Raw genomic sequence first — 25,306 nt, forward strand, 5'->3', positions numbered from 1 at the left:
CTTTTCTTATTGCAAAACCAAACTAAAAGACCTGTCACAATATAAAGGAGAAGACCTATGATTTTTGATAAAGATGATTTTAAAGCATACGATGCTGATCTCTGGAATGCTATTGCCAAAGAAGAAGAACGCCAACAAAATAATATCGAGTTGATTGCTTCGGAAAACGTAGTTTCCAAGGCTGTTATGGCAGCTCAAGGGTCTATCTTGACGAATAAATACGCCGAAGGCTACCCAGGACGCCGTTATTATGGTGGAACTGATGTTGTAGATGTGGTAGAAACTCTAGCTATTGAACGTGCAAAAGAAATTTTCGGTGCAAAATTTGCCAATGTCCAACCTCACTCAGGAAGCCAAGCCAACTGTGCTGCTTACATGGCCTTGATTGAGCCAGGTGATACCGTTATGGGGATGGATTTGGCAGCAGGTGGACACTTGACCCACGGGGCTCCTGTAAGCTTCTCTGGTCAAACCTACAACTTTGTTTCTTATAGTGTGGATCCTGAAACGGAATTCTTGGACTTTGATGCTATTTTGAAACAAGCCCAAAAAGTAAAACCAAAACTGATTGTAGCTGGTGCGTCAGCCTATTCTCAAATTATCGACTTCTCAAAATTCCGTGAAATTGCGGACGCTGTTGGGGCGAAGCTCATGGTAGACATGGCCCATATCGCTGGTTTGGTTGCAGCTGGTCTTCACCCAAGCCCAGTGCCATACGCTCATATCACTACAACAACGACCCACAAAACCCTTCGTGGACCACGTGGTGGTTTGATTTTGACCAATGATGAAGACTTAGCTAAGAAAATCAATTCAGCTATTTTCCCAGGTATTCAGGGTGGTCCTTTGGAGCATGTTGTTGCTGCTAAGGCAGTTTCCTTCAAAGAAGTATTAGATCCATCCTTCAAGGAATATGCTGCTAATGTTATCAAGAACAGCAAGGCTATGGCAGATGTCTTCTTGCAAGACCCTGATTTCCGTATCATTTCTGGAGGAACTGAAAACCACCTCTTCCTAGTGGATGTGACTAAGGTTGTAGAAAACGGAAAAGTTGCTCAAAACTTGCTGGATGAAGTCAATATTACCTTAAATAAAAACTCAATCCCTTACGAAACTTTGTCACCATTCAAGACAAGTGGTATTCGTATCGGAGCAGCAGCCATCACTGCACGTGGATTTGGTGAGGAAGAAAGTCGTAAAGTGGCTGAGCTCATCATTAAAACCCTTAAGAGTGCAGAAAATGAGGCTGTCTTAGAAGAAGTGAGAAGTGCAGTCAAAGAATTGACAGATGGCTTCCCATTATACGAGGACTAAAATTTTTATGGATATTTATATTAAGAAAGCCATTATTCACCAGTTCAGTCCGGATGATACCGAGCTGTTCCTAGCGGATAAGTTTCTCAATATCACTCCAAAAATCGAAGAATACCTGCGCAAAAAAATCGAACGTGTGTATTCAGATGAAGCCAAGACTGGGATTTTCGAGGAAGAAAATCCCTTCTTCAATCATATTACAGACGATTTGTTGGAGACATCAGTGACGCTGGCTAATCTCTGGAAAGAGGAGTTTAGCATTTCAGAAAATCTTAAGACCAATGACTTGATTTTTGTGCAATTTTCTAAAGAAGGTGTAGAACATTTCGCTTTCTTACGAATTGCCCTGCGTGAGACCTTGACCCACCTCGGGGGAGAGGTTGATAATCCAATCAAGCTAACTCAAAATAACTTACCTGGATTTGGAACAGGAGCTGATGAGGCCTTGGTGGTTAATCTTCAGAGCCGCAAGTACCATCTGATTGAAAAACGAATCAAGTACAATGGGACTTTCTTGAACTATTTTTCAGAAAATCTCCTTGCCGTAGCCCCTAAGATTTCACCTAAGAAATCTATCAAAGAACTGGAAAAAACAGCCCAGAGAATTGCTGAAACTTTTAACACAGATGATTTTCAATTTCAATCTAAGGTCAAATCAGCGATTTTCAACAACCTAGAAGAAAGCAATGAATTGTCACCTGAAAAATTGGCCAACGATCTTTTTGACAATAATCTGACGGCTCGTTTGAGCTTTATTGACCAAGTTAAAGAAGCTGTCCCAGAACCTGTTCAATTTGATGAAATTGATGCCAGTCGTCAGCTTAAAAAATTTGAAAACCAAAAACTTTCCTTGTCAAATGGAATTGAGCTCATCGTTCCCAATAACGTCTATCAAGACGCCGAGTCTGTTGAGTTTATCCAAAACGACAATGGAACCTACTCTATCTTAATCAAAAATATCGAGGATATCCAAAGTAAATAATGTTTAAACGAATTCGAAGAGTGCTTGTACTAGCAGTCTTCCTTTTTGCTGGATATAAAGCTTACCGCGTTCACCAAGATGTCAAGCAAGTTATGACCTATCAACCCATGGTGCGAGAAATCTTGAGTGAAAAAGATACCCCAGCAAACGAAGAGCTTGTGCTCGCTATGATTTATACCGAAACAAAAGGAAAAGAAGGCGATGTTATGCAGTCTAGTGAGTCTGCAAGTGGCTCAACCAACACCATCAATGATAATGCCTCTAGCATTCGGCAAGGTGTTCAAACTCTGACAGACAATCTCTATCTGGCTCAGAAGAAGGGGGTAGATGTCTGGACGGCTGTTCAAGCCTATAATTTTGGTCCCGCCTATATTGATTATATCGCTCAAAATGGCAAGGAAAATACCCTAGTACTGGCCAAACAGTACTCCCGTGATACTGTTGCTCCTTTGCTTGGCAATACCACTGGAAAGACTTATAGTTATATTCACCCTATTTCTATCTTTCACGGTGCTGAACTTTACGTAAATGGGGGAAACTATTATTATTCTAGACAGGTGCAACTCAACCTTTATATCATCAAATGTTTCACTCTCTTTTCAACATCTGGCTAGTCCAGGTGTTTTTGTTATAAGTTTTCTTTAAGATAGATATATTACTCTAGAAAGGTAAAGGAGGGAATTCCCTATGAGAAAGAAACTCTTTCTGACCAGTGCTGCGGTCTTGTGGGCAGTAACAGCTATGAATAGCGCCCATGCAGCAACAGATGTTCAAAAAGTCATCGATGAAAGCTATGTCCAACCTGAATATGTCCTAGGTTCATCATTGTCAGAAGACCAAAAAAATCAAACTCTTAAAAAACTAGGCTACAATTCCTCAACAGACACTAAAGAACTCAAGACCATGACGCCTGATGTCTATTCTAAAATTATGAATGTGGCCAATGACTCTAGCTTACAACTGTATTCGTCAGCCAAAATTCAAAAACTGGGTGACAAGTCGCCCCTTGAGGTCAAGATTGAAACACCAGAAAACATCACTAAGGTGACTCAGGATATGTACCGAAATGCAGCAGTGACGCTGGGAGTTGAGCATGCCAAAATTACAGTTGCAGCACCCATTCCCGTTACAGGAGAAAGTGCCTTAGCAGGGATTTACTATTCGCTAGAAGCTAATGGAGCCAAGGTACCACAAGCTAATAAAGACTTGGCTCAAGAAGAGCTGAAGGCTCTGTCCGATATCAATGCTGAAAACAAGGACAAATCAGGCTATGATGCTAATAAATTAAACGTTGCCCTAGCCGATATCAAGTCAGGACTCGCCAAAGCTAAAGAAAGTAAGGGAAATCTGACAGAGGAAGATGTCCGTAAAATCGTTGAAGATACCTTAAAAAATTATAAACTTGATCAGGTTATAACAGGAAACCAGATCAATATCATCATCAATTTTGCTTTAAATCTCTCAAAAAGTGATATCCTTAGCAATGCAGACTTCACTAAAACCCTAAATGACCTTAAACAAAGTATTGTTTCACAAGCTGGCGACAGTTTTAAAAATATCAACCTTAACTTTGATGCGGATAAGGCGCTGGAGGACGGGGGTAACTTCTTAAGTTCCCTCTGGCAAGCCATAGTCAACTTCTTCAAGAGTTTTGGTTCTTAAGAAAAATCATGGTATAATAGATGGTAACAGTAACGTTGCCGTCTTTTTTGTCGGCCAATAGAAAGAGAAAAGAATGTTAAAGAAAAATGATATTGTAGAAGTTGAAATTGTTGACTTGACCCATGAAGGTGCAGGAGTGGCCAAGGTAGATGGTTTGGTATTTTTTGTAGAGAATGCTTTACCGAGTGAAAAAATCCTCATGCGTGTCCTCAAGGTTAATAAAAAGATTGGCTTTGGGAAGGTTGAGGAATACCTTGTCCAATCACCACACCGTAACCAAGATCTAGATTTGGCTTACCTGCGTTCAGGAATCGCTGATTTAGGACATCTTGCCTATTCAGAACAGCTCAAGTTTAAAACCAAGCAAGTCAAGGACAGTCTATACAAGATTGCTGGGATTGCTGATGTAGAGGTTGCTGAAACACTTGGTATGGAAAATCCAATCAAGTACCGCAACAAAGCACAGGTCCCTGTTCGTCGAGTCAATGGTGTCTTGGAAACTGGATTTTTCCGTAAGAATTCCCACGACCTCATGCCTCTTGAAGATTTCTTTATCCAAGATCCCGCGATTGATGAGGTAGTAGTAGCCCTACGCGATTTGCTCCGCCGTTATGACCTGAAACCTTATGATGAAAAGGAACAAGCTGGCTTGATTCGGAATCTTGTGGTGCGTCGTGGACACTATTCTGGACAAATCATGGTTATCTTGGTTACAACTCGTCCCAAAGTTTTTCGTGTTGATCAATTAATTGAACAACTAATCAAACAATTCCCAGAGATTGTGTCTGTTATGCAAAATATCAACGACCAGAACACTAATGCTATTTTTGGTAAGGAATGGCGCACACTTTATGGACAAGACTTTGTCACTGACCAGATGTTGGGAAATGACTACCAAATCGCTGGACCCGCTTTTTACCAAGTCAATACTGAAATGGCTGAAAAACTTTATCAAACAGCCATTGACTTTGCTGAATTAAAAGAAGATGATGTGGTTATCGATGCTTATTCTGGTATTGGAACAATTGGCCTCTCTGTTGCGAAACATGTCAAAGAAGTTTATGGTGTTGAGGTAATTCCAGAAGCGGTTGAGAATAGCAAGAAGAATGCCCAATTAAACAATATTTCAAACGCCCACTATGTCTGTGATACAGCCGAAAATGCCATGAAAAATTGGCTTAAAGATGGAATTCAACCAACCGTTATCTTGGTTGATCCTCCACGCAAGGGCTTGACAGAAAGCTTTATCAAAGCAAGCGCCCAAACAGGAGCTGATCGCATCGCCTATATCTCATGTAATGTCGCTACTATGGCACGTGATATCAAACTCTACCAAGAGTTGGGATATGAGTTGAAGAAAGTACAACCAGTGGATCTTTTTCCTCAAACGCACCATGTGGAGTGTGTAAGCTTGTTGGAGAAACGTAGTTAATCCTCAAAAGGTTCCCCAAACCTTTTGAGTCCCACAGACGCATCATGCTGAGGCGGTTGTCTTATTCAGTAGGGAAAAGGTCGACGGATATGTAAACATCGATTGGGATGTTGAAGGGTCTCAAGATACAAAGATGTAAGTGATGATTTAAATATTGATGGTAAAGTAATTGCTATGTATAGAATAATTAGTTAATAGAGGTGATATGCAATGCAAAATTTAAAGACAATAGAGCTGTTTGCTGGAATTGGCGGTTTTCGTCTCGCAGCAGATAAAAATAATTTAGAAACAATATGGGCAAATGATATTGATCCTATTGCAGCTAAAGTATATAAAGACGCATTTGAAGATGATATATTTGTTGAAGGCGACATCCATGACTTTGTTAATGATATCCCTAATCATGATATATTGACAGGAGGATTTCCGTGTCAACCTTTTTCAAAAGCTGGAAAAAAACAAGGGATAGAAGATTATAGAGGTACTTTATTTGAAGTGATTGTAAATGTACTTAAACAAAAAAATCCAAAGTATTTTATTTTGGAGAATGTAAATAGTCTTTTGTTTATGAAGGGAGGCAGCCATTTTAAAACGATATTAGCAGCATTATCTGCATTGAATTATAAAATTGAATGGCGTGTATTTAATGCGGCATCCTTTGGATTAGCACAACATCGTGAAAGAGTTATTATTGTGGGTTCCAAAGATACTCAGGCAAATCATAGTATTTTTTTGGAAAAAGATGAATTAGTAAATTTGCCTACAAAGGCTATTGACATTATTATGAGACCTACTTTGTGGCCTATCATTGTAGAAAGTAAAAGAAAATTTTGTACATGGGGGATGGCATTAGGAGAAAAATATGTGTCATATGATATTCCAGAAAGGCAATATCTTCCAGAAAAGAGATTGTGCGAAATAATTGAAAAAGAAGTAGATGACTCATTTGATTTTACAGAAGATACTCTTGAACGAATTAAGAATAGCCAGTATGTAAATAGGTATTATAATGGGGTTCAAATTTTATATAATCAGTCAGGTGGTGCTCGAATGGGATATTCTATATTTGGCACAGAAGGCACGGCGCCAACCTTAACAGCATCGACTAGTCGACATTATGAACGTTATAAGATTGGAGATAGATTTAGAAGATTGACAAATGTTGAGTATGCGAGAATTCAGGGATTTCCTGATCATCATTGCGATGCGACAAAAGTTTACAATCAGTACAAGTTATATGGAAATGCTGTTCCACCACAAATTATAGATTATGCAATGAAAAAATTACTATCAGGAAAGACAATTACAATTGAGTCTACTAACCTTTCGTTATTTGATTTTATGGAGGAAACAAAATGACATTAGAACATAAAAAAGAAATGATTAAATCAAATATTGATTTAATTCAAGAAAAAATAAACCAGGTATTAGATGGGAATCACCTTGGCGATATTAGTTCTATTTTGAAACGTATAGACAGCACTGGAAATCTGCCATCATGGTTTAATACATTGCAGAATGAAGGTCGTTTGCCAAATCTTGATGGAAAGACGGTTGGAAGTGTTATTGAAAAACTACTTGTTTGTGTGCTTGAGAAGTATGTATTTAATTCAGAAGTAGCACTTAATGTTAATCCTGCAAAGGGGGTTGATATTCCAGAATTGGAATTAGGCGTCAAGTCTCCATCTACGAATTATTACACAAGTGAGCCTTATTTTTCTGCATATGAAAGATTGTTGGGAAATGAATATGATGCAATTATTCTATTAACAAACTATCAAGAAGCAAAGAAAAGAACACCATTTAGATTGCAGATTCTTGAAATTAAATATTTGAATAAAACTGAAATTGCTGATTCAAAACTCTGTACTATGGCGAAAAGTATTAGAAATTTATATAGCGATGAATTGATTTTGAAAAAGACAATGAGATTTTTATCATATGTAAATCAAAGTGATTGGGAAGCAAATGCGATAGTAAAATTAATGGAAAGCGTATTGATTGATGGTAAAAATCTAGTTACCACAATACATCTGATTGAAAAAGATTTTGATAAGAAAAACAAAAAAGCATTGAAAGATGGAAAGACACCTATTCCTCAAGAATCATTGGAAAGAATTTTAGGGATAAAAGAAATGACGCCGGATATACAAGCAATTATTAATGCGGCAGAAAATTGGGTAATTCTCACGCAGAAAGATAATGGTAGGTATCCAAATGATAATGAGTGGAATAGATTTTTACGTAGTCCATTAGATGGGAAAATAGGAATGAGCTTTGCATTACAGTGGAGATATAATTTTGGAAGTTTGTTCAGCGATTAATTCCTTTTTCAAAATCTATGGATTGAGCATTGTTGTAAATTGAATAGAAATATAAATTAATATATTAAATTCAAAAGACAATGTTAACGCATAGTGGAAACGAGTAAGAGCAATCAGAAATGGTTGCTCTTACTTTTTTATCTTTGTTCTAAAAAACGTTGTCTTTCTATTCTTCCAATGGCTATTGTATACCGGCTCTTTTCGTATCAAGCGAAAAGGAAGGTATATGACAGAAATTCGTTACAACAATCCGTACCTGGATGGTCCTGTGGTCTTGCAGATTGAGGAAGATGATACAGAGGCTATAGAAGAACTGGTATATATTCTCGATGATGATACTAGACAGACAAAGAACCTTGAGAAGAAGGAAGCAAGGCATTTTGGTTATCACATAGGGGGAGGCATTTATGAAGGTATGGATCTGGCAACCAAAGAGGACGTGGCTGAAGACTAGGCAAGGCGTGAGATGGAAAGGCTTATTGATGAGTGACTTCGTGAGAATCTCACACCTGTGCTGTATCGGAGATTCGTCATGTTCATGGATGGTTTTTCAATCCGTGATATCGCAAGGTATGAGGACATTGATTACAGTTCTGCGAATAAGTCTATCAAGGCGGTATAGAAAAAATTGAAAAAAGTTTTGCAGAACAACCCTTCAAATGTCCATATTATGGAAAGGGATAATTCTCAAATATTTGAGGAAAGGAGGGAAAGTATATGTATGAATCTTTACAACAGGAGTTAAAGGAATATCCGTATTTCTGTGGATGGAAGTATGAGATTGTCAAAGTTAACCGAATCAAGGTGCCAAAGCGCATTAAAGGACATAATGCTGATACAAGAAATTTAAGTGAGTTCTCTACCCTTTCAAAGGTACTGGAGCAAATAGGTTCATTGGATGGTATCGGCATTGCACTTGCAGGAGACATAGCCGCCATTGATATCGACCATTATATCAAGGATGAAAAGTTGTCAGAAATGGCAGGGGATATTATCACACTCGCTGCAATCACTGGCAGCATTGCAGAGGCAGCTTATGGTATTCCTGATTGGATTAAGGATAAGGCCTATTCTTACTTGTATGAACCCCTAAAGGATGTAGTCATTAGATGGGAAAATAGAATAAAAACTCATTAATCTCCAGTACGTCAGATTTCTCTTTTCTGTATTTTCATTGTATAATAGGGATACATTTAGTTTCATATAATGAAATATAAAGATTTCTAACGAATATTAAGGAGAAAATCAATGAAAAAAGCAATGTTAATTATCAACCCTACTTCTGGTGGCGAGAAGGCTTTGGATTACAAAGATAAGCTGGAAAATAAAGCAAAAGAATACTTTGAGCACGTGGAAACCAAAATTACCGAAAAGGCGCTGGATGCGACTAACTTCGCTTCAGAAGCTTCAGAAGAAGGTTATGATGCTGTCCTTGTTTTTGGGGGAGATGGGACTGTAAACGAAGTCATTTCAGGTATTGCTGAGAGAGACTACGTTCCTAAGTTGGGTATTATCCCAGGCGGTACGGGTAACCTCATTACAAAACTGTTGGAAATCAATCAAGACATCGATGGCGCAATTGATGAACTGGATTTTGATTTAACCAATAAGATTGATATCGGTAAAGCGAATAACAATTATTTTGGTTATATCTTTAGTATTGGTTCTCTGCCTGAGGCGATTCACAATGTTGAAATCGAGGACAAGACAAAATTCGGTATTTTAGCCTATGCTGTAAATACCATGAAGTCTGTCATGACGGATCAGGTCTTTAACATTAAGGTTGAGACAGAAAATGGAAATTATATTGGTGAAGCTAGCCATGTTTTGGTTCTCTTGACAAATTACTTCGCTGATAAGAAAATCTTTGAAGAAAACAAGGACGGCTATGCCAACATTTTGATTCTGAAAGATGCGTCTCTATTCTCCAAATTATCCGTCATTCCTGATTTACTAAAAGGAGATGTTGTTGGCAATGATAATATTGAGTATATCAGAGCGCGTAATATTAAAATCTCTTCAGATAGTGAATTGGAGTCAGATGTTGACGGCGATAAATCGGATAACCTACCTGTAGAAATCAAAGTTCTAGCTCAACGAGTAGAAATATTTTCAAAACCGAAAGAGTAGAAGGTAAAAATTAGTTTATTATTCACAACGAAATTAAGTTCTATATCAACGATTGGAGGAGGAATGAATTCTCTATTTGATGAATTTCGAACAATTTGTTCTCATTTAAACCAAGTCGGAATCACTCCGACGCTCATGGGGTCTTTGGGGTTTGAATACCGATCAAATGAAGAATGGAGGCCGTCTGACATTGACATTCATGTGCCTGGTGACCCTAGAGGTTGGGAAGCACCCGATCATCTCAGAATTTATGAGTGGGACAAGATAATGAAAGTGATGAATCACTTAGGTTACGCCTTAATAGATATTCATGAGCATGAATTCCAAAAAGATGGTCTGAGTGTTGAATTCGGAAGTATCAATTCTTTATCTGATTTTGCAGGAGTTTCGGAATCGGATATAGAGTTGATTCATCTCGAAAACATCACTTTTCGCGTTCCAAGTTTGGAACAGTTTTTAAGCATTTACAAGGCTTCTTCCCAAGATTCTTATCGAAATGAGCACAATAACAATAAGGATTTTAAAAAAATTGAGTGGCTGGAAAGACATTTGTAAATCATCATTTGAAAAGTAGCAAGTTGTAAGACTAGCTGCTTTTTTATTTATAGAACCAAACCACTAGAATCTACGGACAAGCCTTGAAAATAAAATACGAAAGTAGTATACTAGAATCACAATTATGAAAATGTTTGCGTAAAATTTGAATTAGAACTTAAGGAGACAAATTGATGGAATTAAGCGCTATTTACCATAGGCCTGAGTCGGAGTTTACCTATCTTTATAAGAATAAGAAACTCCATATTCGGATTCGAACTAAGAAAGGGGACATTGAAAGCATCAACTTGCATTATGGGGATCCTTTTATTTTTATGGAGGAGTTTTATCAAGATACAAAGAAAATGGTCAAGATCACTTCTGATGCCATCTTTGATTATTGGCAGGTTGAAGTGTCCGTTGACTTTGCACGTATCCAGTATCTCTTTGAAGTCACGGATACAGAAGGTCAAAGTATTTTGTATGGCGATAAGGGATGTGTAGAAAACACGCTAGAGAATCTTCATTACGAAGGAAATGGCTTTAAAATTCCGTATATACATGAGATTGATGCTTGTTATGTACCTGACTGGGTTTCAAATACGGTGTGGTATCAGATATTTCCTGAGAGATTTGCTAATGGAAATACTCGATTAAACCCAGAAGGGACTTTAGACTGGGATTCATCTCTCACACCTAAGAGTGATGATTTCTTTGGTGGTGATTTACAAGGGATTATAGACCATCTGGATTATTTGCAAGACTTGGGCATTACTGGACTTTATCTTTGTCCGATTTTTGAATCTACGAGCAATCATAAGTACAATACGACAGATTACTTTGAAATTGACCGTCATTTTGGAGACAAGGAAACCTTTCGAGAGTTGGTCGAGCAAGCTCATCAGCGTGGCATGAAAGTCATGCTGGATGCTGTATTTAATCATATTGGTTCGCAATCTCCTCAATGGCAAGATGTTGTCAAAAATGGTGAACAGTCTGCTTATAAGGATTGGTTCCATATACAACAATTCCCAGTGACAACTGAAAAGCTAGCCAATAGGAGAGAGTTACCCTATCATGCTTTTGGTTTCGAGGACTATATGCCTAAGCTAAATACAGCCAATCAAGAGGTCAAGGACTCTCTTTTAAAGGTTGCGACTTATTGGATTGAAGAGTTTGATATAGATGCTTGGCGTTTGGATGTGGCTAATGAGATTGATCATCTGTTTTGGAAGGATTTTCGAAAAGCAGTTTTAGCTAAAAAACCTGATCTTTATATTTTAGGAGAAATCTGGCATACGTCTCAGCCTTGGCTAAATGGAGATGAGTTCCATGCGGTCATGAATTATCCTTTATCTGATAGTATCAAAGAGTATTTCTTACGAGGAATTAAGAAGACAGACCAGTTCATCGATGAAATCAATGGCCAATCTATGTATTACAAGCAGCAGATTTCAGAGGTCATGTTTAATCTTCTAGATTCGCATGATACAGAACGAATCTTGTGGACGGCCAATGAAGACGTTCAACTTGTCAAATCAGCCCTAGCCTTTCTCTTTTTACAAAAAGGAACACCCTGCATCTATTATGGAACCGAGCTTGCCTTGACAGGAGGACCAGATCCAGATTGTCGTCGTTGTATGCCTTGGGAACGTGTATCAAGTGACAATGATATGCTGAATTTCATGAAGAAGCTGATTAATATTAGAAAACAAGCGTCAGCAACCATTCAGCATGGTAAGTATGATCTTCAAGAAATCAAACCAGATCTAGTAGCTCTGGAATGGAAATACGAAGGACAGGTTCTCAAAGTTATATTCAACCAATCAACAGAAGATTGTGTTGTAGAGAAAGAAACAGTAGCACTAGCAAGTAATTGCCAAGAATTGGAGAATCAGCTTGTGATTTCTCCAAATGGATTTGTGGTTTTTCATTAAAGAGCAATTATGAGCGACAGGAAAGTTGTAGTATAGAGAAGATTTTACAAACAGACTATTTGTCGTCTTGCTACAATTGGTATATAATTTAACTTAAAGAAAATAGGAGGACTGAACGAATGGAATTAAAAGATTTTACAGAAAAAGAACAAGAAATGATTAAGAAGGGACTTACGACGTCTAAGATTAGTGACAAGGAAACTGCTGAGAAGATTCTTGCGCTAGTACCACAAGACTTGATTAAGCGAATTCCGTTTTTTGTCAGAAAACATGCTACGACACGTACGATTAAACGCATTTCAATTGAACACCCTGAACTCTACGCTGCAGCTCAAACAAGTGGTGAAATTCCAGAAAAAGAACGCGAAGAATTGCGTCAGATTATCACGACTATCTTTGAACAAAAAATGAATAAGCATAGTATTAAGTAGAGAATGAAAAAATATTTTATTGGCGGTTTGGGAAGCAATGTCTATCATAGCAAGGATTTTCTTCAAGAACTAGATTCGCAGGTTTACTTTCTAAATCCATATGAAAAGCGTCTTCGAGATGAAACAGAATTGAAATCATGGTTTAAAAATGAGATTGTAGAGGAAGAATCTATCTGTTTGATAGGTCATTCTCTTGGAGGAGATTTGGCTCGTTATCTCGCATCGGAATTTTATGAAGTGACAAAACTGATTCTTTTGGATGGTGGCTATCTAGATTTAGATAAGATTTTAACTTTAGATGTGGAATTAGAGGAAACTAAAAACTATATCAAATCTCAAATTATTTCGGACTTAGATGTTCTTATTTCTAAAGAAAAATCTGAAGCAAAGCATTGGTCAGAAAATATGGAGAAAGCCGTAAGACAGTCCTATCACTGGAATTCTGAGTATAATAGATATGAGTTATCTATAAACTATGAAAATATAGAAGCGATACTCCGCCTACGGAGGAAAATACAAGCTTTTAAAAGAGAAGTGGGAGATACCTTGTTTATCAGTCCTTGCTATTCTAATGAAGCTACATGGAGAGAGGAAGCCTTAAAAGAATTGCCAGATTATTTTGATACTATTTTTCTAGAGAACTTTGGCCATGAGCTTTATACTGAAGCACCTAGAGAAGTCGCTAGTCTGATTAATGAGTGGCTCGCTTATTCTCAATGAGCTACTTGTATTGCTTGAAAAAAAGCATGTTTTTGCCAATGCTAATAAACGAACTGCTTTATTCGTTTTGGTGAAATTTATACAATTAAATGGCTATGGTTTTTCTGTTACCATTAAATAAGCACAAGATTCGTTAAGATACATTTACAAGAACTAGTAGGCTAGTTCTTTTTATATCCGCTTTCACATTATACAACTTATTCAAATCTATATAAAATATTATATTTCCGAACAAAAGTAGATATTTTTTTAAAAAAGTACTTTACAGAATGTTGGAAGTATGATATAGTAATAAAGCTTAGAAAATGAGATGATGTTTTCTAGCAAATATAAACCCGAGTAAAAAACGCCTACGGACAGGCAGGGTTGAATGCCGAAGCGTGGTTGAAAAACCACATTATTGATAGGGTTAAAAGCCTACTTTTATAAGTTGATGTTAGGACACTTATCCTAATTCATAAATTTTAGTGTGGTGAAAGCACACGTCATCTTGTGAAACGATCAATAAAGTACGTAATATTTGCTACTAGAGAGTTAGGAAACATCAGGAACAGACATACTCAACAGAAACCAAAATAAACACGTCAGAAGATTGCAGAGCAGGTGAAAACCTGTTCTTTTTTCATGAGTCAACCTTTAGTTCCTTAGTTTTCATAAGGTCCTAAAAAATATTGAAAGGAGTATGTCTTGAAAGAGTTAGATCAAAACCAAGCCCCAATTTATGAGGCCTTGGTAAAGTTACGCAAGAAAAGAATTGTTCCCTTTGATGTTCCAGGTCACAAGCGTGGACGGGGAAATCCAGAACTTGTTGAACTACTAGGAGAAAAATGCGTTGGAATTGATGTCAATTCGATGAAACCCTTGGATAATCTTGGTCACCCCATTTCGATTATTCGGGATGCAGAGGAGCTGGCTGCAGATGCTTTTGGAGCTAGCCATGCTTTTCTCATGATTGGAGGAACAACTTCATCGGTACAGACTATGATTCTTTCCACCTGCAAGGCTGGAGATAAGATTATTCTGCCACGAAATGTCCATAAATCTGCTATTAATGCGTTGGTTCTATGTGGTGCCATTCCCATCTATATAGAGATGAGTGTGGATCCTAAGATTGGTATCGCTTTAGGTCTTGAAAATGACCGAGTAGCCCAGGCCATAAAGGACCATCCAGATGCTAAGGCTATTTTGATTAACAATCCTACTTACTATGGAATTTGTTCAGACCTCAAGGGTTTAACGGAAATGGCTCATGAAGCTGGCATGATGGTTTTAGTGGATGAAGCCCACGGAGCGCATTTGCATTTTACAGATAAACTTCCAATTTCTGCTATGGATGCAGGTGCTGATATGGCAGCAGTTTCCATGCATAAGTCTGGTGGGAGTTTGACACAAAGTTCGCTTCTTTTAATCGGGGAGCAGATGAATCCTGAATACGTTCGTCAGATTATAAACCTGACCCAGTCAACATCCGCCTCTTACTTGTTGATGGCTAGTTTGGATATTTCGCGTCGCAACTTGGCCCTTCGTGGTAAAGAATCCTTTGAGAAGGTCATTGAGCTATCCGAGTATGCTCGCCGTGAAATCAATGCTATCGGTGGATACTATGCCTACTCAAAAGAGTTAATAGACGGAGTGTCCGTTTGCGATTTTGATGTGACCAAGCTGTCCGTTTATACTCAGGGTATTGGCTTAACAGGTATCGAGGTTTACGACCTCCTACGAGACGAATACGACATTCAGATTGAGTTTGGTGATATTGGCAATATCTTGGCCTATATTTCGATTGGTGACCGTATCCAAGACATTGAACGATTAGTTGGTGCTTTAGCAGATATCAAGAGACTATATTCACGAGATGGGAAGGACTTGATAGCTGGAGAATATATCCAACCCGAGTTGGTTTTATCTCCTCAGGAAGCCTTCTATTCAGAGAGAAAAAGTTTGTCTTTAGACGAATCTGTTGGACAAGTCTGTGGAGAATTTGTTATGTGTTACCCTCCAGGAATCCCTATCTTGGCTCCTGGTGAACGCATTACACGTGAAATTGTAGACTATATCCAATTTGCCAAGGAACGTGGTTGCTCCCTCCAAGGGACGGAAGATCCAGAGGTCAATCACATCAACGTCATTAAGAGAAAGGAGAACTAGATGGATTTATGGTTTTCTGAAGTTCATACTCCAGATGTGAAATTGTCCCTGAGAACAGCCAAGCAACTCTACGCTGGTAAAAGTGAATGGCAGGATATCGAAGTCTTGGATACGCCAGCTTTTGGAAAGATTTTGATTTTAAATGGGCATGTTTTGTTCTCAGATGCGGATGATTTTGTCTACAATGAAATGACTGTCCACGTTCCCATGGCTGTCCACCCCAATCCCAAGAAAGTCTTGGTTATTGGGGGTGGTGACGGAGGTGTTGCCCAAGTATTAACACTCTATCCTGAACTGGAGCAAATCGATATTGTGGAACCGGATGAGATGTTGGTTGAGGTTTGCCGAGAATATTTTCCAGATTTTGCCGCAGGGCTAGATGATCCTCGTGTTACCATTTACTACCAAAATGGGCTACGCTTTTTGCGAAACTGCGAAGATGATTACGATATTATCATCAACGATGCGACAGATCCATTTGGACATACGGAAGGGCTTTTTACCAAGGAATTTTACGGCAACAGTTACAGAGCCTTGAAAGAAGACGGCATCATGATTTACCAGCATGGTAGTCCCTTCTTTGACGAGGATGAGTCGGCTTGCCGAAGCATGCACCGTAAGGTTAATCAAGCCTTTCCAATTAGTCGGGTCTACCAAGCCCATATCCCAACCAGTCCAGCTGGCTATTGGTTGTTTGGATTTGCTTCGAAAAAATATCACCCTGTCAAAGATTTTGACAAGGAAGGCTGGAAAAAACGCCAGCTTTTCACAGAATACTACACTGCAAACTTACACGTGGGAGCCTTTATGTTGCCCAAGTATGTTGAGGACATTTTAGAAGAAGAGGAAGGAAAAAAATGAGTCGTTTACTAGTTATTGGATGCGGGGGCGTTGCCCAAGTTGCTATTTCAAAGATTTGTCAAGATAGCGAAACGTTTACAGAGATTATGATTGCTAGCCGTACCAAGTCAAAATGTGATGACTTGAAAGCTAAACTGGAAGGCAAAACAAGTACAAAGATTGAGACAGCTGCCCTTGATGCTGATAAGGTTGAAGAAGTGATTGCCCTGATTGAAAGCTACAAGCCAGAAGCAGTTTTGAACGTAGCACTACCATATCAAGATTTAACCATTATGGACGCATGTTTGGCGACTGGAGTTCACTATATTGATACAGCCAACTACGAAGCAGAAGACACAGAAGACCCTGAATGGCGTGCCATCTATGAGAAACGTTGTAAGGAACTTGGTTTTACAGCCTACTTTGACTACTCATGGCAATGGGCTTATCAGGAAAAATTCAAAGAAGCAGGCTTGACCGCTCTTCTTGGTTCTGGTTTTGACCCAGGTGTGACCAGTGTCTTTTCAGCTTATGCCCTCAAACACTATTTTGATGAAATCAACTATATCGACATTTTAGACTGTAATGGTGGTGACCACGGTTATCCATTTGCAACCAACTTTAACCCAGAAATTAATCTCCGTGAGGTTTCTGCACCAGGTTCTTACTGGGAAGATGGAAAATGGGTCGAAGTCGAAGCTATGTCTATCAAGCGTGAATATGACTTCCCTCAAGTTGGACAAAAAGATATGTATCTCCTTCACCATGAAGAAATTGAATCATTGGCCAAGAATATTCCAGGTGTCAAACGCATTCGTTTCTTTATGACTTTTGGTCAATCATACTTGACGCACATGAAATGTTTGGAAAATGTCGGTCTCCTTCGTACGGATACCATTAATTTCAATGGTCAAGACATCGTTCCAATCCAATTTTTGAAAGCCTTGCTTCCAGATCCTGCTAGCCTTGGACCGCGCACGGTTGGTAAAACCAATATCGGCTGTATCTTTACAGGTGTAAAAGATGGCGTTGAAAAGACCATTTACATCTACAATGTTTGCGACCATCAGGAATGTTACACAGAAGTTGGTTCACAAGCAATTTCTTACACGACAGGCGTTCCAGCCATGATTGGGACAAAATTGGTTATGAACGGTACTTGGAAACAAGCTGGAGTGTATAACCTTGAAGAGTTGGATCCAGATCCATTCATGGAAGCTTTGAATGAGTATGGTTTGCCTTGGGTTGTGGTTGAAAATCCACAAATGGTGGACTAATGAAGCTAGAACAAGTACCAACACCAGCTTATGTTATTGACTTGGCCCGTTTAGAATCTAACTGTAAAATTCTTCATGAAGTTCAAGAAAAAGCAGGTTGCAAGGTTTTGCTTGCCCAGAAGGCCTATTCCCTCTACAAAACCTATCCCTTGATTAGCCAGTATCTATCAGGTACGACAGCCAGTGGACTCTATGAAGCTAAGCTAGCTAGGGAAGAATTCTCTGGGGAAGTCCATGTCTTTGCGCCTGCTTTCAAGGATGCAGACTTGGAGGAATTGCTAAAGATAACGGACCATATCGTCTTTAACTCAGAGAGACAGTTGCGTAAACATGGGCCTCGTTGTCGAGATGCTGGTATCAGTGTTGGTTTGCGCATAAACCCTCAATGTTCAACGCAAGGTGACCACGCGCTTTATGACCCTTGTGCTCCAGGCTCTCGTTTTGGAGTCACTCTAGACAGGATTCCGAGTGATTTACTAGATTTGGTGGATGGTCTTCATTTTCACACCCTTTGTGAGCAAGGTTCGGATGATTTAGAGACAACTTTGAAAGCAGTAGAAGCGCAATTTGGAACGTATTTGCATCAGGTCAAATGGCTCAATATGGGGGGCGGACACCACATCACAAGAGAAGGTTACGATGTGGATTTGCTGATTTCAGAAATCAAGCGTATCCGAGAAACTTACAATCTTGAAATCTATATCGAGCCGGGTGAAGCCATTGCACTCAATGCGGGTTATCTAGCAACTGAGGTATTAGATATTGTAGAAAACGGTATGGAAAGCTTGGTTTTAGATGCCTCTGCGACCTGCCATATGCCTGATGTACTTGAGATGCCCTATCGTCCACCTTTGAGAAATGGCTTTGAGGCACAGGAAAAAGCCCATACTTATAGACTTTCTTCCAATACATGTCTGACAGGCGATGTGATTGGTGATTATAGTTTTGAAAATCCTGTTGAGATTGGAGATAGACTTTACTTTGAGGACATGGCTATTTACTCATTTGTTAAAAATAATACCTTTAATGGTATTGGATTGCCAAGTCTCTATCTCATGGACGAGCAGGGTGACTGCAGCTTAGTCAAAGCTTTCGGATATCAAGACTTTAAAGGGAGATTATCATGATGGACAGTCCAAAAAAATTAGGTTATCATATGCCAGCAGAGTACGAACCCCATCATGGTACCTTCATGATATGGCCGACTCGACCAGGATCATGGCCTTTTCAAGGAAAAGCTGCTAAAGCAGCATTTAGCCAGATTATCAAAACCATAGCAGAAGGGGAAAGAGTCTATCTTTTGGTGGAGCAGGACTATCTATCTGAAGCCCAAAACTACCTTGGAGATAGCGTTATTTATCTAGACATTCCCACCAATGACGCCTGGGCCCGTGATACAGGTCCGACTATTCTTGTCAATGATAAAGGCCAGAAATTAGCCGTGGATTGGGCTTTCAATGCTTGGGGTGGTGCTGTTGATGGTCTCTACCAAGACTATGAAGAGGATGACCAAGTAGCCAGTCGTTTTGCTGAGGCCTTGGAAATGCCTGTTTATGATGCCAAACCTTTTGTCCTAGAAGGCGGAGCGATACATAGCGATGGTCAAGGAACCATTCTCGTGACTGAAAGTTGCTTGCTTAGTTCTGGTCGCAATCCTCATCTTAGTAAGGAAGAAATCGAAAATACCTTATTAGAGTGCCTTGGAGCTGAAAAAGTTATTTGGCTTCCTTATGGTATTTATCAGGATGAAACCAATGAACACGTTGACAACGTTGCTGCCTTTGTTGGTCCTGCAGAGCTTGTTTTGGCTTGGACAGATGATCAAAACGATCCCCAGTATGCCATGTCAAAAGCTGATTTAGCGCTTTTAGAAAAGGAAACAGATGCAAAAGGTCGTCACTTCACCATTCATAAACTTCCAATTCCAGCTCTTCATCAAGTTGTAACCAAAGAAGATTTGCCAGGCTACATCTATGAAGAAGGAGAAGAAGAGCGATACGCAGGTGAAAGGCTCGCTGCTTCCTATGTAAACTTTTATATCGCCAACAAGGCTGTCCTAGTTCCTCAGTTTCAGGATAAAAACGACCAAGTGGCCTTAGATATCCTCAGTAAGTGTTTCCCAGACCGTAAAGTTGCCGGAATACCAGCTAGAGATATTCTCTTAGGTGGTGGCAATATCCACTGTATCACCCAACAAATCCCAGAATAGGAGAAAAAGATGAGAAATGTAAGAGTTGCAGCCATTCAGATGCAATGCGCTAAGGATGTGGCAACAAATATTCAAACCGCAGAGCGTTTAGTACGTCAGGCTGCAGAACAAGGTGCACAAATTATTCTTTTACCCGAATTATTTGAACGTCCATACTTTTGTCAGGAACGTCAGTATGACTACTACCAGTCTGCCCAGTCGGTGACAGAAAATACCGCCATTCAGCATTTTAAAACCATTGCCAAGGAGCTAAAGGTCGTTTTACCAATCAGTTTCTATGAAAAAGATGGTAATGTCTTGTATAACTCTATTGCCGTCATTGATGCAGATGGGGAAGTGCTGGGCGTTTATCGAAAGACCCACATACCAGATGATCATTATTATCAAGAAAAGTTTTATTTCACGCCTGGCAACACAGGTTTCAAGGTCTGGGATACTCGCTATGCCAAGATTGGGATCGGTATCTGTTGGGATCAATGGTTCCCTGAAACAGCGCGCTGTCTCGCATTAAATGGGGCAGAATTGCTCTTTTATCCAACTGCTATTGGCTCTGAGCCTATCCTAGATACGGACAGTTGTGGTCATTGGCAACGTACCATGCAAGGGCACGCAGCAGCAAATATTGTTCCAGTCATCGCAGCCAATCGTTATGGATTAGAGGAAGTCACTCCAAGTGAGGAAAATGGTGGACAGAGTTCCAGTCTTGACTTCTACGGTTCATCCTTTATGACGGATGAAACAGGAGCTATTCTAGAGCTAGCTGAAAGACAAGCTGAAGCTGTTCTGTTAGTTACTTATGACCTAGACAAGGGAGCAAGCGAACGCCTAAACTGGGGACTGTTTCGAGATAGAAGACCAGAAATGTATCAACGGATTACGGACTAGTAGGAGAGAAATGATAGATTCATTCTGCTAGACTCGTTTTCACTAGTAACTATAGGGATACTATGTTATCTAGTAAGTGAATTTTATATTTTAACCCTCTAAGGCTTTCTCGCACTTTGATGCGAGGAGCTTTTCTGTTTAAGCTTTATCAATAAAACATGCTATAATAGTTGCAGAAAGGTTGGTGTTTATGGCTAGGATACTGGTTATTGAAGACAATAGTGACATTCAAGAAATTTTGCGAACACTTCTTACTGAGGAGCATGAGGTGATTCAAGCCTTTTCTGGTACAGAAGGAATCATGCGTTTTGACCAAGGTGGGATTGACCTCGTTTTGCTTGATATCATGCTTCCTGGGAAAAATGGGGATCAGGTTTTAAAATCTATTAGGGAACAAAGTCAAACTCCAGTCATTATGCTAACGGCTTTGAGCGATAAAAAACTTATCAGCCAATATCTTTTAGACGGTGCCAATGATTACATAGTGAAACCTTTTGATTTGGATGAAGTCTTTGCAAGAGTTACTGTTCAGTTACGCCAAAGTGTAGAAAAACAGCCTATGGAAATAGAAAAAACTGAAAATCTGCCACAAAACTTGAAAAATATCCAGTTTGATGCCGAAAGTTTTGAAATCAAAAATAGTCAGGAAACGATTCGCCTTGCCAAGAAAGAATGCTTAATTCTCCAAACTCTCCTTAAACACCCTAAGAAAATTTTTACAAAAGAAGAACTTTATGAATTGGTCTGGGAGGAGAGCTATCTATCTGGAGATAATACTCTCAATACGCATTTGAGTAATCTTCGTAAAAAATTAAACCAGCTTGACCCAAATCAAGAATATATTGAAACCATCTGGGGAGTTGGGGTAAGATTAAAAGGAGACAAGCAATGACCTACATGATAATCTTTATCCTACTGGTACTCCTAATTATTTTATCGATTGCATTGATTCGCTACCATATAGCACTTAAAAACTTGAGTCAACAGATTGAAGACAAGATTCTCACAGGTAGTATGAAAAGAGTCGGAGTCAGCATTTTTTCCAAACATTTTTTACATCTATACCAGCAGATTGAGAATCTATTTCAGGAAGTAGAGCAATCTAGATTGGTGATGAAAAGGGAAAAGCAGACTCTGGATATGGCCATCAGCAATATCGCCCATGATATTCGGACGCCTCTGACTATCGCGTCAGGCTACACCCAACAATTGATAAAATCTCCTGAAGACAAATCAGAAACCTTACAAAAAATAGCCCAGCATCTTGATTTAGTTTCCAAACGTTTGGAGGCTCTCCTAGAATATCGTCGTTTGATGGAAGGAGCTGTCAAACCGAAACTGGAAGAAGTGGATCTTTCAGCTTTTATTACCAAGAAGACTCTGGCTTATTATGATGTTTTTCAGGCGGCAAATATCACGCTTGATTTTCAGGTTCAAGCTAGTTTAAAAACGAGGACTGATGAAGACTTGCTGGATCGCATTTTACAAAATTTGCTTGGGAATGTCCTCAAACATGGCAAGAAAGAAGCACGGCTATCTTTGAAAAAGGAAAAGGAACAGCTTGTCTTAGAACTTGCAAACCTTGTCAAACAGCCCATCAAAAGAATAGAAAATCTCAGCAATCGTTTTTATTCTGAAAATATGTCGGATACTGAAGAATCCTCTGGTTTAGGTCTCTATATTACCGAGGAATTAGTTCATCTTCTTGGAGCAGATATGAAGCTAGCCACTGATGGTGAATGGTTTTCGGTCTTTATTTATTTTTAACAGAAGAAACCTCCTCTGTAGGCTAGAGGAGGTCATTTTTATAGACTTTTCTTTTTGAAAACTGTCAGTCCACCTATATTAAAGATTACAATAACAGCTAAGCTAACTATAAATGTGTAGAGAATTGACTCACTATTAGCAGTCATAGCATAGGCAAACTGCAAGGACAAATATGGCAAAATTTTGATATTTGGAAAAATGAGCATTGGCATAGAAAGTAAGATAGAGCTGACCAAATAACCAATAAATACTGCAAGATAAGAATGACTCACATAGAGAATAAAGGAAACAATGGAAAGCCAAGCAAGGAGGCAAAGGAATTGAAGGGAAATGGTTATCAGTAGATTTCCAATAAAGCCATCAGGCATAGTGCCAAATCCATTTAAGATAGTTGCTGGAATAAAGGCAATAACAAGGCTGATGATAAGTTGCAATAGTGCAATACAAGCCACTACAAAGGCTTTAGCAAGGAAAAACTCTGTACGAGAAACACCTACTGTCAAACTATTTTTATAGAGCTTTCCGATTAAATCAACACCTAAAACTAGGCAAGTTAGAATAATACAGAGAAAAACGAGGTTTGAACCTTGACTAGATGCGTTAATCAGGGCTTGTACACCGTCCCAACCATGGGTTGGAATTTCTGGCTCTTCTGTCTGAATTGCCATCAGTTTCCCCGTAGCTCCTACAGTTGCGCCCATTAGCATGAGAGCAAAGAGAATGAACTCTGTAATCCAGAATCCTTTGGAACGGAAAAGACGGTAAAAGTCTGCTTGAATGGTATGTATCATGATTTTCCTCCTATTCGACCAATTGAGTGAAGTATTCTTCTAGGTTTTGACGGGCATAGTAAATCTCGTCAATGGCAACATCTGCCAAGGTTAATTCCTTGAGAATCTGTTTGACATCTTGTTCCTGACCAAAGATGTGGATTTCATTCTCAGGATTGACAACCTTGAACTGGAGCTGGATTTGTTCTTTCAATACTTGACAAGCTTTCTCTTGGTCGGCTGTCTTAAGCACAATATAATCCTCATTTAGTGTTTCAAATTCAGCTTTGCTGATTTCACGGATAATCTTGCCTTGATCTAAAATACCAAAACGATTAGCTACGAGGTAGAGTTCTGACAAGATATGGCTAGAGATGAGAATGGTTATCCCTTTTTCTTGATTTAGTCGTTGAATCATTAGTCGAAATTCTTTGATACCGATTGGGTCGAGACCGTTGATAGGTTCATCTAAGATCAGGAAGTCTGGTTTGGATAGAAGAGCAATGGCAATACCAAGTCTTTGTTTCATTCCTAGCGAGAAATCACGAAAGACTTTTTTACCTGTATCTGGTAAACCTACATAGTCCAGCGTTTCTCGAATGACTTGATCAGCATTTGGAATATGGCGAATCATACAATAATATTTCAGATTTTGATAGGCTGTTAAATGATTATGAGCTACAGGTGATTCGATAACAGAACCTACTCGAGATAGGGCCTTGGTCCACTCATTTTCCGATTGACTAGAAAAGAGGGAAACAGTTCCTTTATCCGCAAACAGTAGTTGCGTAATGATTTTTATCAAAGTGGTCTTCCCAGCTCCGTTCTTTCCAATAAGTCCATAAATATCTCCCTCTCTTATCGTTAGATGAAGATCCTGAAGAATAGCTTGTTTGTCAAAGTTTTTGGACAATCCATGAATGTCAAGTACTGTTTTCATGATTCTCTCCTTTTGATTTATTTTGATAACTTTAGTATAAAGCATAGAAATCAAAGAAAGCTCAAAGATTTCTAAAGAGTTTCTAAAGTTTTAGGCATTCTTAAATATCAAAACCCAGTTGGCATGAACTGGGCTTCTTAATTATAAAATATATTTCTCAATGGCACGCGCAACGCCGTCTTCTTCGTTGCTGGCTGTAACGTCATCAGCTAGGGATTTGACATAATCGCTGGCATTTCCCATTGCAATGCCTAGGCCTGCAAACTGGAGCATTTCAATATCGTTATTGGCATCGCCCATAGCCATGATTTCTGAGGAATCAATCTTCAGAATCTCTGTCAGTCGTGAAAGAGCAGTAGCCTTTGTCGTACCAAGTGGCATGGCTTCATAAATGACAGGCTGTGAACGAACTCCACTAAATCGTTGGCAAAGCTCCTCAGCAAAACGCTGCTCAAAATCGTTCGTTTGGCTCTCTGTCCCCAAAAACATACCTTGAAACATGCGATATTTGCCACTGATCGCTTCCTCAAGAGAAATTTCAGTCAGGTCTGAAAAGACTAGCTTGGCATCATTTTGGATGACTTGATTGGGCTTGCCACCGAGGACAAAATAATGCTCCTCATCAAAAAGAGTCAACTGAACATCACTTTTTTCAGCTAGGTCATAGAGGTATTCGATGTCTGCTGGACTAAGTTCATGCCAGTCAACTAGTCCCCAGTCACTTGTCTGGTGAGTTGAACAACCGTTATTGACAATGACATACTCATTTTGGAGGTCCAGCCCCAGTTTTTTGTAGTAGGGGAGGACACCGAAAAGCGGGCGACCAGTACAAAGTACTAATTTAACACCTTTTTCAATAGCTTGGTGAATGGCAGTAATGTGAGCTTGTGGGATTTCCTTGGCTTCATTGAGGAGGGTTCCGTCCATATCCAAGGCTAGTAGTTTAATCATAGGTTTTCCTTCTTTATCTTTTGGTATTATTATAGCATATTTTGGAGAAAAGG

Annotated in this window: 24 protein-coding genes and 2 pseudogenes; 23 read left to right on the forward strand and 3 right to left on the reverse strand. The window is 39.2% G+C overall.

Going from position 1 to position 25,306, the window contains the following annotated elements; translation table 11 throughout:
- Positions 1–57: 57 nt before the first annotated feature.
- From glyA to MK482_RS02395, 23 genes and pseudogenes are all read left to right on the forward strand, one after another.
- Positions 58–1,314: a serine hydroxymethyltransferase gene (gene glyA / locus MK482_RS02285; protein WP_268717866.1), complete on the forward strand. Its 1,257-nt coding sequence runs from the start codon at positions 58–60 to the stop codon at positions 1,312–1,314.
- Positions 1,315–1,321: 7 nt separating this feature from the next.
- The gene (locus MK482_RS02290) at positions 1,322–2,296 is read left to right on the forward strand and encodes a nucleoid-associated protein (protein WP_000356103.1); all 975 of its coding nucleotides are present in this window, start codon (positions 1,322–1,324) and stop codon (positions 2,294–2,296) included.
- Positions 2,296–2,910 carry a cell wall hydrolase Pmp23 gene (gene pmp23, locus MK482_RS02295; RefSeq protein ID WP_268717867.1) on the forward strand — a complete coding sequence of 205 codons (615 nt, stop codon included), beginning with the start codon at positions 2,296–2,298 and terminating at the stop codon, positions 2,908–2,910. The genes MK482_RS02290 and pmp23 overlap by 1 nt, the downstream gene beginning before the upstream one ends.
- 73 nt (positions 2,911–2,983) lie before the next feature.
- Positions 2,984–3,958, forward strand: coding sequence for a DUF1002 domain-containing protein (locus MK482_RS02300; RefSeq protein WP_268717868.1), 975 nt, complete (start codon positions 2,984–2,986; stop codon positions 3,956–3,958).
- A 73-nt stretch (positions 3,959–4,031) separates the two neighbouring features.
- Positions 4,032–5,390, forward strand: a complete 1,359-nt coding sequence (gene rlmD, locus MK482_RS02305; RefSeq protein WP_268717869.1) for a 23S rRNA (uracil(1939)-C(5))-methyltransferase RlmD — start codon at positions 4,032–4,034, stop codon at positions 5,388–5,390.
- 210 nt (positions 5,391–5,600) lie between these two features.
- Positions 5,601–6,749 (forward strand): DNA cytosine methyltransferase, encoded by a 1,149-nt coding sequence (locus MK482_RS02310; RefSeq protein WP_268717870.1) that lies wholly within the window; start codon positions 5,601–5,603, stop codon positions 6,747–6,749.
- The gene (locus tag MK482_RS02315; RefSeq protein ID WP_268717871.1) at positions 6,746–7,714 is read left to right on the forward strand and encodes a hypothetical protein; all 969 of its coding nucleotides are present in this window, start codon (positions 6,746–6,748) and stop codon (positions 7,712–7,714) included. Before MK482_RS02310 ends, MK482_RS02315 begins: the two co-directional genes overlap by 4 nt.
- A 226-nt stretch (positions 7,715–7,940) precedes the next feature.
- Entirely contained in the window at positions 7,941–8,168 is a 228-nt protein-coding gene (locus MK482_RS02320; RefSeq protein WP_268717872.1) for a hypothetical protein, read from the forward strand.
- A gap of 524 nt (positions 8,169–8,692) precedes the next feature.
- Positions 8,693–8,851, forward strand: a pseudogene (locus tag MK482_RS02325) (hydrolase); the annotation flags it as partial.
- A gap of 111 nt (positions 8,852–8,962) precedes the next feature.
- Positions 8,963–9,844: a diacylglycerol/lipid kinase family protein gene (locus tag MK482_RS02330; RefSeq protein WP_268717873.1), complete on the forward strand. Its 882-nt coding sequence runs from the start codon at positions 8,963–8,965 to the stop codon at positions 9,842–9,844.
- Positions 9,845–9,907: 63 nt separating this feature from the next.
- Positions 9,908–10,399, forward strand: coding sequence for a phosphoribosylanthranilate isomerase (locus tag MK482_RS02335; protein ID WP_268717874.1), 492 nt, complete (start codon positions 9,908–9,910; stop codon positions 10,397–10,399).
- A 173-nt stretch (positions 10,400–10,572) separates the two neighbouring features.
- The gene (locus tag MK482_RS02340; RefSeq protein WP_268717875.1) at positions 10,573–12,315 is read left to right on the forward strand and encodes a glycoside hydrolase family 13 protein; all 1,743 of its coding nucleotides are present in this window, start codon (positions 10,573–10,575) and stop codon (positions 12,313–12,315) included.
- Positions 12,316–12,434: 119 nt separating this feature from the next.
- Complete coding sequence (locus MK482_RS02345; RefSeq protein ID WP_000420556.1) at positions 12,435–12,746, forward strand: hypothetical protein; 312 nt, start codon at positions 12,435–12,437, stop codon at positions 12,744–12,746.
- Positions 12,747–12,749: 3 nt separating this feature from the next.
- Positions 12,750–13,466 (forward strand): alpha/beta hydrolase, encoded by a 717-nt coding sequence (locus MK482_RS02350; RefSeq protein ID WP_268717876.1) that lies wholly within the window; start codon positions 12,750–12,752, stop codon positions 13,464–13,466.
- Position 13,467: 1 nt separating this feature from the next.
- Positions 13,468–13,584: pseudogene (locus tag MK482_RS02355) on the forward strand (type II toxin-antitoxin system death-on-curing family toxin); the annotation flags it as partial.
- Between the two features lie 569 nt (positions 13,585–14,153).
- On the forward strand, positions 14,154–15,614 hold the full coding sequence (locus MK482_RS02360; protein WP_268717877.1) for an aminotransferase class I/II-fold pyridoxal phosphate-dependent enzyme: 1,461 nt from the start codon (positions 14,154–14,156) through the stop codon (positions 15,612–15,614).
- The gene (speE, locus tag MK482_RS02365) at positions 15,615–16,475 is read left to right on the forward strand and encodes a polyamine aminopropyltransferase (RefSeq protein ID WP_000366713.1); all 861 of its coding nucleotides are present in this window, start codon (positions 15,615–15,617) and stop codon (positions 16,473–16,475) included. It abuts the gene before it with no gap.
- Positions 16,472–17,731, forward strand: a complete 1,260-nt coding sequence (locus MK482_RS02370; RefSeq protein ID WP_268717878.1) for a saccharopine dehydrogenase family protein — start codon at positions 16,472–16,474, stop codon at positions 17,729–17,731. Before speE ends, MK482_RS02370 begins: the two co-directional genes overlap by 4 nt.
- Positions 17,731–18,858 (forward strand): carboxynorspermidine decarboxylase, encoded by a 1,128-nt coding sequence (gene nspC / locus MK482_RS02375; RefSeq protein ID WP_268717879.1) that lies wholly within the window; start codon positions 17,731–17,733, stop codon positions 18,856–18,858. The genes MK482_RS02370 and nspC overlap by 1 nt, the downstream gene beginning before the upstream one ends.
- Positions 18,855–19,940, forward strand: coding sequence for an agmatine deiminase (gene aguA / locus MK482_RS02380; protein ID WP_268717880.1), 1,086 nt, complete (start codon positions 18,855–18,857; stop codon positions 19,938–19,940). The genes nspC and aguA overlap by 4 nt, the downstream gene beginning before the upstream one ends.
- Before the next feature lie 9 nt (positions 19,941–19,949).
- Positions 19,950–20,825 carry an N-carbamoylputrescine amidase gene (gene aguB / locus MK482_RS02385; protein WP_268717881.1) on the forward strand — a complete coding sequence of 292 codons (876 nt, stop codon included), beginning with the start codon at positions 19,950–19,952 and terminating at the stop codon, positions 20,823–20,825.
- Positions 20,826–21,015: 190 nt separating this feature from the next.
- Positions 21,016–21,717 (forward strand): response regulator transcription factor, encoded by a 702-nt coding sequence (locus MK482_RS02390; protein ID WP_261052393.1) that lies wholly within the window; start codon positions 21,016–21,018, stop codon positions 21,715–21,717.
- Positions 21,714–22,592 (forward strand): sensor histidine kinase, encoded by an 879-nt coding sequence (locus tag MK482_RS02395; protein ID WP_268717882.1) that lies wholly within the window; start codon positions 21,714–21,716, stop codon positions 22,590–22,592. Before MK482_RS02390 ends, MK482_RS02395 begins: the two co-directional genes overlap by 4 nt.
- A 38-nt stretch (positions 22,593–22,630) precedes the next feature.
- On the opposite strand, the gene MK482_RS02400 is transcribed toward MK482_RS02395, so the two are convergent.
- The 3 genes from MK482_RS02400 to MK482_RS02410 all read right to left on the reverse strand — a co-directional run bounded on the left by MK482_RS02400 (position 22,631) and on the right by MK482_RS02410 (position 25,253).
- A complete protein-coding gene (locus MK482_RS02400; protein WP_268717883.1) occupies positions 22,631–23,383 on the reverse strand; it encodes an ABC transporter permease in 753 nt (250 codons plus the stop codon).
- A 10-nt stretch (positions 23,384–23,393) separates the two neighbouring features.
- Positions 23,394–24,302, reverse strand: coding sequence for an ABC transporter ATP-binding protein (locus tag MK482_RS02405; RefSeq protein WP_268717884.1), 909 nt, complete (start codon positions 24,300–24,302; stop codon positions 23,394–23,396).
- A gap of 141 nt (positions 24,303–24,443) precedes the next feature.
- On the reverse strand, positions 24,444–25,253 hold the full coding sequence (locus MK482_RS02410; RefSeq protein ID WP_268717885.1) for a Cof-type HAD-IIB family hydrolase: 810 nt from the start codon (positions 25,251–25,253) through the stop codon (positions 24,444–24,446).
- Positions 25,254–25,306: the final 53 nt, after the last annotated feature.

The sequence above is a fragment of the Streptococcus mitis genome (assembly GCF_026782865.1).
GTDB lineage: Bacteria > Bacillota > Bacilli > Lactobacillales > Streptococcaceae > Streptococcus > Streptococcus mitis_CG.